Origin of the sequence: Kitasatospora purpeofusca (genome assembly GCF_000718025.1) — a bacterium.
Lineage (GTDB): Bacteria > Actinomycetota > Actinomycetes > Streptomycetales > Streptomycetaceae > Kitasatospora > Kitasatospora purpeofusca.
In genome coordinates, this window is record NZ_JODS01000062.1 from 1 (window position 1) to 10,620 (window position 10,620).

Sequence of the window (10,620 nt, forward strand, 5' to 3'; positions counted from 1 at the left end):
GGACCAGGTTCCGTTCGTGCCCAGGAACTGCTGGGTCAGCCGGTCCAGTTCGCGGAACGGGTCAGTGCGCATCAGCATCGCGAAACACCTCCACTGATCAATGGGAGCCAGTGCGCTTCACCTGAAACTGTTCTAGCATGTCATCAATCCGATGACAAACACCCGAGTCACCAGAGGAGTGACACTCATGGGCAGACACCCCGACCCCGCCGGCGGCGGCGCCCCACCTGCCGGACCGGCGTCCTTCCTCGCCGCCGCCGCCGCGCTCGCCGCCATCGACGACGCCGTCCGCACCGCCCGCGACCCCCGTCCCCGGCCCGGCGCCGGTGCACGGGACGAGGGCCCCGAGCCGGCCCTGGCCGCCCTGGTGCTGCTGCGCGAACTGCGCACCGAGGTCGCGGGCTGGGAGGCGGGCCTGGTGGAGAACGCCCGCGACGCCGGCGCCACCTGGGCCGACCTCGCCCGTCCCATGGGCGTCGCCAGCCGCCAGGCCGCCGAGAACCGCTACCTGCGCCTGCGCCCCGCCGACAGGAGAGCGGACGGGGCCGCCACCGGGGCGCAGCGCGTCAAGGCCGTGCGCGACCGGCGGGCCGCGGAACGCACCGTCACCGCCTGGGCCCGCGACCACGCCGCCGACCTGCGCGTCCTCGCCGCCCAGGTCCCACCTCGGCGCCGCCCACCCCGACCTCACCGCCCGCCTCGACGACCTCACCCGCCGCACGGACCGCCTCCGCCATGACAGCGACCGACGACGCACCTGACCCCCGCACCACCACCGAAGACCGCTGGCAGCACATCGAGGACCGGCTCGCCGCCATCGAACGCCGCATCCGCGAACAGAGCAGCGCCGCCATCGCCACCCTCGACACCTGCCTGACCAGACTCGACGCCCTCCACCACGACCTGACCCACCGACCCTGGCCCCCACAGGCCTCCCCCACACCCCCAGACCCTCCGGACCACCCGCCGCAAACCGTGCGGACCCCGGCAGCCAGGCCCTTCGGCCCGGCCGGCCACCGGCCTACGCAGACCGGCCCGGACACCTCGCAGCACCACGCGGCCGACAGCCACCGGGCAACCGGCGGCTTACCCGCCTGACAGGAACCGGCCACCCCGGCACCACCCGACAGATCGGCGGGGCTCGCCCGACACCCGTCCGCACGACTTCGGCCCTGGCCACCCGGGAGACCGCCGAGCACCGGCCCAGTGGAGGGCCTCGTCATGCATTCGCCGGGGCAACATTTGTGGCTCCCGTCCTCATGGGGCTGGATCCGAACCTCGTGGTGATGGTGTCGGGTGTGGCGACGGTGTTCTTCCTGCTGGTGACGGGGGGTCGGATTCCGTCGTACCTGGGGTCGAGCCTGTCGTTCGTGGGGTGGCGGCGGTCATCAGGACGCAGGGTGGGGACGCGGCGACGCTGACGGGGGCGTCATCGTCGGCATCGGCAACGTCACTCTCAAGTTCACCGACAACTTCGAGCTGTCCGGGATCGCGCTCGGCACGATCATCGTGCTGACCGGGTACCACGTGCTGCGGCTGATGGCCCCGGCACACATGAAGCAGCCGACCGGAACGCCACTCCTGGACGCCGGCACCACCGAGTACGACGACAACGAGCGCAGCTGACCGGGTTCTGGACCACCTCTGTGGGGACCGTCAACAGAACGGGCGGTCCCCTCGGGACGGTCACTCCGAGTGGGATCGGTATTCGGCCGTACACGCGGACGGCGCTCGCGACCCACGGGGGCCGCGCAGGGGTTGCTGAACGTCGGGACCGGATGCGCCGCCCGGCCCCGGAGCGGCCCGGCGCAGCTCCGCCGCGAACTGCGCGCCCGCCAGCAGCGCCAGGTTGGAGAGCCAGAGCCAGATCAGGAAGACCACCGTTCCCGCGAGCGAGCCGTACAACCGGCTGTATGTGCCCAGGGCGCTGGTGTACAAGGCGAAGCCGGCCGAGAAGAGCAACCAGAGCGCCGCCGCCAGGACACCGCCCGGCAGACCGGTGTGTCGTTGACGTGCCGGCCCGGGCCCGGTCCGGAAGACGATCAGTACCAACGCCGCCGCCACCAACAGCAGTACGGGCCAGCGAACCAGTGACCACACCAAGGGCGCCGTCCGACCCAGGTGGAGCACTCGCCCCACGCCGTCGGCGAGGGGCCCGCCCAGGATCAGCGCCAGGGCGCCCACCGCCAGCAGCACCAGCAGCAGAGCGGCTGTCGCCACGATGCGCGGGGCGTTGCGCAGGGGGGAGCGCCGGTCGGTGGCACCGTGCATCCGGCACAGCGCTCGCCGGAACACCGCCAGGTAGCTGCAGCACGACCACAACGCGCTGACGGCACCCGCCCCCAGCAGGGTCCACCCGGCCGAACCACCGCTGAGCGCCTGCTTCAGGACGCCGTCCACCTGCGCACCGGCCTGACCCGGCACCAGCCCGGCCAGGTGTGCCGCCGCGTCCCGGGCGATGGCCGGGCTGATCTTCGCGAAGCCGACGACCGTGGCCAGCAGTGCCGGAAGGATCGCCAGGATCGCGTAGTACGTCAGGGCCGCCGCGAAGTCGGTGACGTCGTCGTTCCACATCCTCAGCGGTGTGCGCCGCAGAGCCGCCTTCCACCGTTCGTCGCCACCCACCGACCGAACCACCGCGCACCCCCACATACTCAGGAGACCGACGGCGTCCGATCCGCCGCCGCGACCGCCTTCCCGCCCCGCGCACTGCGAAACCGCCTCGCCGGCCCCACCGCAGTCGTGCCCGGTCGGCGGCGGCGGCCGACCCGGGTGATCGCCGGTTCGGACGCGGGCACGCGCCGACGCGCCGCGGGCTCCGGGAGGGTCAACGGCACTCGGCGGCAGTGGCCGGTGCCGTGGTCTGGTGCCGTGGTCTGGTGCCGTGGTCTGGTGCCGTGCTGCGCAATGCGCCAAAGTGGCCCTCGACACGAGGGGTGAGCCGGTGGGCGAACCGTTGCTGTTCAGCGATCCGCGGCAGTTGGGCCGCTTCTACCTCGACGGGCGGCTCGGGGCGGGCGGTCAGGGTGTGGTATACGAGGGCTACGATCCGAACGGGACACGCGTCGCGGTCAAGGTACTGCGCGCCGTCGACGTTCCGGACCGGGATCGGCTGCGCAGGGAGATCACCGCCTGGCGCATGGTGGAGCCGTACTGCACCACCCGGGTCCTGGAGGCCGATCTGGACGGCGCTGTCCCCTACGTCGTGAGCGAGTACGTGGCTGGGCCCGACCTCCGTCGGGCTGTGAACGACCGCGGCGCGTACGGACCGGAGCAGCTGCGACGTCTCGCGGTCAACCTGGCGACGGCGCTGGTGGCGATCCACCGGGCCGGTGTGGTGCACCGGGACCTGAAACCGGAGAACATCCTGCTCGGACCCGACGGGCCCCGGGTGATCGACTTCGGGATCGCCCGCATCCTGGAGGGTACGGCGACGGCCGGCCTGCCGATGGGGACCCTGCGCTACATGCCACCGGAGCGCTACCGCGGAGCTTCGGGCGACGGCAAGGTCGACATCTGGGGCTGGGCGGCGGTCGTGCTGTTCGCGGCCACCGCGCACGACGCCTTCCGAGGGAACAGCGTCGGGGCCATCGCCCACCAGGTGGCCACGCACGACCCCGATGTCTCCGTCCTCGAGGAGCCGTTGCGCTCGCTGGTGGCCTCGGCCCTGGCCAAGGACCCCCAGCAGCGACCGACGTCCGAGCAACTGCTGCTGTCCCTGGTGGGCCGCGCCGATCTGGCCGCCGTGGTGCGCGGCGTCGCGCCCGAGGGCCGGCCGAGCCACGCCCCGCCGTCCCGGGCCCAGGTCGCGGAGGCGACGTACGGCGCTCTGGGCCCGGAGGAACAGCGAGCGGTGCCGTCGATGCTGTTGCGCCTGGTCGCGCCTGGCGAACGGGCCGAGGACGCGCTCCGGTTGGCGCGGCCGGAGGAGTTCTCCGACGACCAGTTCCCGCGGGAGGTGGTGTGGCGGATCCTCGCGCTGTTCACCGAGCGCGGGGTTCTGGTCCGGGAGGACGACCGGGTCACCCTGGCGACGGCCGCCCTGATCCGCTCCTGGCCACGGCTGCGCGACTGGGTGGCGAACGAACGTGCCGGCCTCGCCGTCCACCAGCGCCTGGCCGATGCCTCGCGGACCTGGTCCGACCACGGCCGCAAGGGCAGCGACCTGTTCCAGGGGACCCCGTTGGAACAGGTCCGCGACTGGGCGGCGACGGGACGGCGCCATCTGGTGCTCAACCGGACCGAGCAGGCGTTCCTGGAGGCCTGCTCGGCCTTGAGCCGGCGCCGGGGGCGGCTGCGGGTGGCGCTCAGCTCCGTCCTGGCCCTGTTGCTGGTCATCGCCGCGGGAACGGCGGTGGTCGCCTTCGAGCAGCAGAACACCCTGGCTGCCCAACGTGACCGCGCGACCTCGGCGCAGGTGGCCGGTGTCGCCATGTCGTTGCGGACGAGCGATCCGCAGCTGGCTCGGCGGCTGTCGGTGGCGGCGGCCGGGCTCGCCGACAGCCCCGAGTCCTGGAACGCCCTGATGGCGCTGAACTACCAGCCGGAGCAGGACGTCTTCCGGCTTCCCGGCTACCGGGCGAGCACCGCCGAGCTCGACGGTTCGGGCCACCTGCTCGTGACGGGCGACGGAACGCAGGTGGACGTGTGGAATCCGCAGAGCCGCGAGAAGGTCGGCTCCTGGACCGCGCCGGCCGCCGTGCACCAGGTCGTCGTGTCCGCGGACGGCTCCACTGCGGCCGCGGCCGGGGACGACGGCGTCGTACGGCTGCTCGACCTCTCCTACGGCGCGCCGACGCGCACCGAACGGGCCTTCACCGCCCCCCGTCAGAGCAACGGGTACTGGCCGAGGACCGCGCTGAGCCCGCGCGGGAGCTACCTCGTCGTCGAGGCCGTCTCGGACCCGCCCGAACCGGGCGGTGGGAGCGCGGCCACGCTGACGGTGTGGGACACCCGCACGGAGCACGTCGTCGGCTCGGTGTCCGCCCCGTTGGACGCCTTTCTACTGCACGGCACCTCGTTCTCCCCCGACGAACGGCTCGTCTCTTTCCCGCTGTCGCGCGACGGCCGGCCGTTCCAGTGGAACACCCTTCCGGAGCTGGAGCCGTCGCCGGTCCCGGACCTCGGGATGCCACCGGAGGACATCGCCGGCCCGGTGGTGTTCGCCCCGGACGGGAAGACGGCGGCCATCACGTCGAGAGCGGGCGAGATCAGCCTCTTCGACCGGGCGTACGGAGATCCCACGAAGCTGAAGGGAGCCGACTCCGCGGTCGTGACGGACTACCCCTTGTCGTTCAGTCACGACGGGGCCTACCTCAACTGGGGCGGCACCGTGTGGACGTCCTGCCCGATCGGCCGGCCCCACTGCTTCCGCCGGCCCGAGCCCGTCCTGCGAATGCCGTCCACGCAGGGCGAGTGCGATCCGCGCACCGCCTACCGCTTCACGGCCGACGACACGGCGCTGGAGTGCGTCGGCAGCGACGCCGTCGTGCGCGTGCTCGGCGTCCGGGCCATCACTCGGCCCCCCGGGCCCACGGAGGACTTCTACCAGAACTCGGCGACCAGCCGGGACCGCACGACGATGGCACTGCCCACCGAGAGCGGTGTCGACATCTGGTCCCTGGCCTCGCGCACCAAACGGCTCTCCGTGGCCGCGGACGGCTGCGAGTTCGCCCCCTACCGCCTCAGCGGGGACGGCAGCCTGCTCGCCGCCCAGTGCCACGACCGCATCAAGGTCTGGAACCTGGCCGCGGACGGACAACCCCTGCTCGCATCACTGCCCCTCGGACTGGAGTCCCTGTCCGGCCAGCACACCGCCAACATGGTCGCCCTCGCGTTCTCCCCCGACGGCACCGCACTGGCCGTCGCGGAGGCCCGGGAGGACGGCACCGACTCCCTGAGCTTCTGGGAACTGTCCACCCAGCACCTGATCCACCGTCTCCAGCTGCGGGCCGGATACCCCGGCAACGGCCTGAGGCTCCTGTTCGCGCCCGACGGACGATCCGTCTACGCCGCACCCGGCATCGGCTCCGTCGCCTTCCCCTCGGGCCAGGTCCTGACGAAGGGCTTCACCGACTTCGAACCCGACGCCGTCAGCGACGACGGAACCACGCTGTACGCCTTCCCGCAGAGCTACCTGCCCTACCTGCGGTACTGGGACGCCCGGACCCTCCGGCCCAAGGACAACCTGCGCACCGGCCCCGGCAGCCAGTCGCTCCTCGACCACGGCACGGCCGGCGCCGTCTCGGCCGACGGCCGGCTCTTCGCCGTCATCCAGAAGTCCGACGTCCACCAGGTCCAGGTCTGGGACAACACCAACCGCGTCCCGCTCGGCCTGCCGCTCACCGGCCCCGTGCAGGACTTGGTGGGGGTCTCCTTCACCCCGGACGGCACCGGCCTCATCGCGGTCGACACCTACGGCGCGTTCTTCACCTACCCGACAGCGCCGGACCGGCTCGTCCACGAGCTGTGCGAACGGGCGGGCGCCCCGACCCGCGAGGAATGGAAGCACTACATCCCGGACATCCCCTACCGGCGCTCCTGCCCGTGACGGTTCGGAAGGGCGGTCCCGAAGGACCTCCGGGCCCGTCCGACACCCGGACGGCGCAACCATCACATGATCGACTCGTTGGACCCTCCACCACGACAGCACCGAAGACTCCGGGGAGGGCCCGTTGGCAGAACGGATGGTGGACTCGGCGGCGCCCGCCCGGGGCGCCGCGCGGCCGGTGGTCCAGGCCGAGGCCGCCCTGGTACGCCACTACCGCAGGCTGGTCCGGCTGGCGTACGTCGCGTTGCCCGCCGACCGCGACCGGCACAGCCGCGTCCTCGCCGCCCACACGGCCGTCCAGCGAGCCCTGCCGTCCCGCTGGGCCCGCCGGTCCGACCCGGTGACGGGCGACGAGGACCCGGTCTACGCCGCGCTGCGCCTGCGGGTGCTGCGCGACGGGCTGCGCCCCCGCCCCGCCCGTCGGCTGCTGGCACCGCGGGTCTGGGGCCTGCGGCTGTTCACCCCGCACGGCGGCGAGCAGGACGCCGCGCTGGAGCAGGCGCTCGCGGCGCTCGACGCGCCCGCCCGGGCCGCGTTCGCGCTGCAGGTCGTGGAGGGCCTGACCGCCCCGGAGGCCGCCGAGGTCCTGCGGCAGGCCGGGGTCGAGCAGGCCGAGCGGGCCCTCGACGCGGCGGCCGGTGTGGGCGCAGCGTCCGGAATCGGGGCATCGGTCGGCGTCGGCGCATCGGCGGAGCCGGACCTCTCCGCCTTCGACCCCTGCGCCGTCCGGGTCCAGCCGACCGACCTGCTGAGCCGCCGCCGGAAACTGACCGCCACGCTGCTGGTCGGCGTGCTCGGCCTCACCACCGCGACCGCCGTGCTCACCGGCAGCGCGACCGGCACCGCCCCGGTCGCTTCCACCACCGGGCCGGCGCCCGCTCCGCCCGTCGGCGCCGCGGCCGATCCGGCGCGCCTGGTCCACGTGCCCGCGGACCTCTGGCAGCACACCGCGCGGATCGACTTCACCGCCTGGCCGGCCCGCGGCGACCGCCGCGAGGACGCCGCGCTGCTCGGCCGCGCGACGACCGCCTGGGAGCGTCCCGGCCCGCAGACCCGCGCCGAACCGGGCACGGACACCGCGCCGCCGATCGCCCCGCCGCGGCTGCTCTACGCCGGCACCGTGGACGGCGCCGCCGTGGTGCTGCTGTACGACGGGCAGCGGCTGGCCCGCTACACCGACGGACGCGACGGCGGCCTCGACCTCGCCCGGGCCGACGACTCGGACGTCACGACGGCCGGAGCGGTGGTGCTGCGCCGCCGGGGCACCTCCGTGCGCTACCTGCTCGCCCCCTGGGTGGAGGCCGCCGAGACCCGCCGGATCGACCGGCCCGATACCCCCGCCCAGCCCCTGGACCATCCCGACGGCCTCACCCCGGCGACACCGGGCGGCGTGCTGACGGACTGCCGGGGAGCCACCGTGCTCCAGCTCCGCTCCTCGCCCGTCGTCGCCGAGAAGCACGCCTTCCTGCTGGCCGACCTCGGCGGGCTCGTCCCCGCCCACCTCACCTACACTCCGCCCCCGGACCGCGGCCAGCCGGCGCGATCGCCGCGCGAGGCGACCGGCCCGGACGCGCTCCAGGCCTGGGCCCGGGCGGGCTGCGCCGCCCCGGACGGCACTCCCGGCGTCAAGCAGCTCAACCTGTGGGCGTTCGCGGTGCAGCCGCTTCCGCAGAACGCGGGCTCGGCGTCCTGGGTCTGCCTGCGCGCCGACCGCTGGACCGGCGAGGGCAGCGCCGCGACGGCCGTCCTGCTGCCCGCCGCCCAGGGAGCGCAGCGCACCGGCGGCGGTCCGGGCCGGTCGTGCAGCCGGTTCGAGCAGGACACCGTGGGCTGGGCCTGGTGGCGTTCCCCGCAGGGCACCGAGTTCCTGCTGGCGGCGGGCAGCCGACGGGTCACCAGGCTCACCGTCAAGGGCCCCGACTGGTCTGCCGACCGGCCCGTTCCGGACCACACCCTGGCCGTGGAGCGCCCGGCCCGGGCGAACGTCCAGGTGGAGGGCGTGCTGGACGGCGGCGCCCGGATCGGCCCGCCGCACTGACCCGGCCGGACCATGCCCGTGCCGGACGTGAGCCGGTGTCGCCGGGTGTCCCGTCTCCGCGGAGTCCGGGGCGTGCCGTTCAGGGCGCGCGGCGGCTTATGCCGTGGCCGGGCGGTACGTCGCCGTTCCCGTGCCGTTCCTGCGGCCGACCTCCCCCGGTCGCCCGCGACGGCCGGCCGTCGGAGCGGGCCGACCGGCGGCGTTGCCCGAAAGGGCCACGACCGGTCGGCCCGGCTGGTCCCACGGGTCGTCAGGTGGTCGAATCTCCTCGCACGTTCGGGCCGACCGCCCGGTCGGCATCCGATTCCGACGACTCGTCCGCCCAGGAGAGACATGCCTTCATCGGCACACCGCCATCGAACCACCGCCGGTGTCGTGGCGCTCAGCGCGCTCGCGATCACTTGCGGCACCGCCGTCGCCGGCAGTTCCGCCACCGCGGCGGACACCGTGCTGTGGACCCCCAGCACCAGCAAGGGCCCTTCCTCCTTCGCCGGCGTGCAGTGCGCGGAGGGGAAGTTCGGCGTTGTGAAGGACCCGGCCAAGGGCAGCGTGTGGCGGGCCTTCCAGGCCGCCGGCGAGGAGCGCTGCGAGACGCTCGGCCCGAACCTCAAGGAGGGCAGCACCTTCTACCTCGGCTGGTCCTCCAAGCTGAACATCAAGGACTCCAACAGCCGCTACGTCTTCCAGCTCAAGTGCTCGCCGAGCACCGACACGGCGAACCACCCGATCGAGATCGACGCGACGACCGGGCGCATCCGCCTCCAGGAGTGGGACACCGAGCACGTCGCCCACACCCTCTGGACCGCGCCGACCAGCAACAACCAGTGGCACTCCTACGCCCTGAAGATCCGGCTCGGCCGCACCAACGGCACCATCGACTTCTGGTTCGACGGTGTGAAGCAGACCTTCACCAACGGCTCCGGCACCTTCAAGGGCACCACCTGGGACGGTGACCGCAACTACCTCAAGTGGGGCTCCTACCACCCGTCCCCGGGGAACGCGACGAACACCTTCACCAGCCCGATCATGGCGACCACCCTCCAGGCGGCCACCGCCGGCTCCTGACCCGGGGCGCGGCCGGGCGCAGCGCGCGGCCGCGGGGCGGGACAAGGCCGGGGGCGGGACACGGCCCGGCAACACCGCCGGGCCTGCGCCGCTCCCGGCCCTCCACTCCCTAGGGTCGGCAGGATGACGACCCCGACAGCCCCGGAGCCCCTGCTCGGCAGGCCGGAGCGGCTGATCGCACTGGCCGACGGCGTCTACGCCATCGCGATCACCCTGCTCGCCATCGACATCAAGCTCCCGGACGGCCTGGACTCCGCCGAGTTCCACCGCCAGCTGCGCGAGCTCCTCCCCCAGGTCGGCGCGTACGCCCTGAGCTTCCTCGTCCTCGCGGCCTTCTGGCGTGACCACCACCGCCTGTTCCTCGGCGTCGGGCAGGTGGACGGCCTGGTGATCCGGCTGACGCTGTTCGGCCTCGGGATCGCGGCGCTGCTCCCCTTCCCCACCTCCCTCATCGCCGAGTACGCCAGCGAGCCCTCGGCCGTGGCCATCTACTCGGCGGCCGTCGCGGCCCTCGGCAGCACCCAGTTCACGCTGCTGCTCGTGGTGTGGAGGCGCCCCTGGCTCCGGTCCGCTCCGCTGCCCGACCGGGAGGCCCACGCCTATCTGGCGGACCTCGGGGCGACGGTGGTCGTCTTCGCCGCCACGGCGCCGCTGAGCTTCCTCATCGGGTCCCGGGTCGTGTGGGGCTGGCTGGTGCTGCTGCCGGTGAAGGTCGCCATCGGGCGCTGGAGCACCCGGGTCAGCCGTTCGGACGTCTGACCGCGCCCGCGCCGGGGGGGGTTCGCGTACAGCGGGTGACGGCACGGGCCACGGCGGGTGAGGGCTGTGGCCCGGACCACCCGACGCCACCGCCGCACCCCGCCCGGCCCCCCGATTCCGGCACCCGCCGCAGCCGGACCGCCACGCCCCGTCGACCGTGTGCCCGGCCTCACAGGCCCCCCGGAGTGGCCCGGACCACTTTCCGCCG

General features: G+C 73.7%; 7 protein-coding genes and 2 pseudogenes. 7 read left to right on the top strand and 2 right to left on the bottom strand.

The window, feature by feature from the left end:
- A pseudogene (locus IF01_RS50750) lies at positions 1-78 on the bottom strand (Hsp20/alpha crystallin family protein); the annotation flags it as partial.
- Positions 79-187: 109 nt separating this feature from the next.
- Between IF01_RS50750 and IF01_RS0140300 the strand changes: the two are divergent.
- The 3 genes and pseudogenes from IF01_RS0140300 to IF01_RS46535 form a co-directional block, all read left to right on the top strand.
- A complete protein-coding gene (locus IF01_RS0140300) occupies positions 188-739 on the top strand; it encodes a type III effector protein (RefSeq protein ID WP_341845531.1) in 552 nt (183 codons plus the stop codon).
- Positions 736-1,098 (top strand): hypothetical protein, encoded by a 363-nt coding sequence (locus tag IF01_RS0140305; protein WP_030398607.1) that lies wholly within the window; start codon positions 736-738, stop codon positions 1,096-1,098. The genes IF01_RS0140300 and IF01_RS0140305 overlap by 4 nt, the downstream gene beginning before the upstream one ends.
- A 74-nt stretch (positions 1,099-1,172) precedes the next feature.
- A pseudogene (locus IF01_RS46535) lies at positions 1,173-1,429 on the top strand (solute carrier family 23 protein); the annotation flags it as partial.
- Between the two features lie 257 nt (positions 1,430-1,686).
- Here the strand turns inward: IF01_RS46535 and IF01_RS0140315 are convergent.
- Complete coding sequence (locus IF01_RS0140315) at positions 1,687-2,574, bottom strand: YhjD/YihY/BrkB family envelope integrity protein (RefSeq protein ID WP_063764437.1); 888 nt, start codon at positions 2,572-2,574, stop codon at positions 1,687-1,689.
- Positions 2,575-2,944: 370 nt separating this feature from the next.
- Between IF01_RS0140315 and IF01_RS49155 the strand changes: the two genes are divergently transcribed.
- The 4 genes from IF01_RS49155 (at position 2,945) to IF01_RS0140335 (ending at position 10,412) form a co-directional block, all read left to right on the top strand.
- A complete protein-coding gene (locus tag IF01_RS49155) occupies positions 2,945-6,550 on the top strand; it encodes a protein kinase domain-containing protein (protein ID WP_051757193.1) in 3,606 nt (1,201 codons plus the stop codon).
- A gap of 124 nt (positions 6,551-6,674) precedes the next feature.
- Positions 6,675-8,588 (top strand): hypothetical protein, encoded by a 1,914-nt coding sequence (locus IF01_RS0140325; protein WP_244215793.1) that lies wholly within the window; start codon positions 6,675-6,677, stop codon positions 8,586-8,588.
- Positions 8,589-8,921: 333 nt separating this feature from the next.
- Entirely contained in the window at positions 8,922-9,653 is a 732-nt protein-coding gene (locus tag IF01_RS0140330) for a heparin lyase I family protein (RefSeq protein ID WP_078880766.1), read from the top strand.
- Positions 9,654-9,776: 123 nt separating this feature from the next.
- Positions 9,777-10,412 carry a TMEM175 family protein gene (locus tag IF01_RS0140335; protein WP_208624408.1) on the top strand — a complete coding sequence of 212 codons (636 nt, stop codon included), beginning with the start codon at positions 9,777-9,779 and terminating at the stop codon, positions 10,410-10,412.
- Positions 10,413-10,620 lie beyond the last annotated feature (208 nt).

What these genes read in the sequence shown, in the direction of transcription:
- IF01_RS0140315 (WP_063764437.1), bottom strand. Translation starts at nt 2,574, where the DNA reads ATGTGGAACGACGACGTCACCGACTTCGCGGCGGCCCTGACGTACTAC.
- IF01_RS0140300 (WP_341845531.1), top strand. Translation starts at nt 188, where the DNA reads ATGGGCAGACACCCCGACCCCGCCGGCGGCGGCGCCCCACCTGCCGGA.
- IF01_RS0140335 (WP_208624408.1), top strand. Translation starts at nt 9,777, where the DNA reads ATGACGACCCCGACAGCCCCGGAGCCCCTGCTCGGCAGGCCGGAGCGG.
- IF01_RS0140330 (WP_078880766.1), top strand. Translation starts at nt 8,922, where the DNA reads ATGCCTTCATCGGCACACCGCCATCGAACCACCGCCGGTGTCGTGGCG.
- IF01_RS0140305 (WP_030398607.1), top strand. Translation starts at nt 736, where the DNA reads ATGACAGCGACCGACGACGCACCTGACCCCCGCACCACCACCGAAGAC.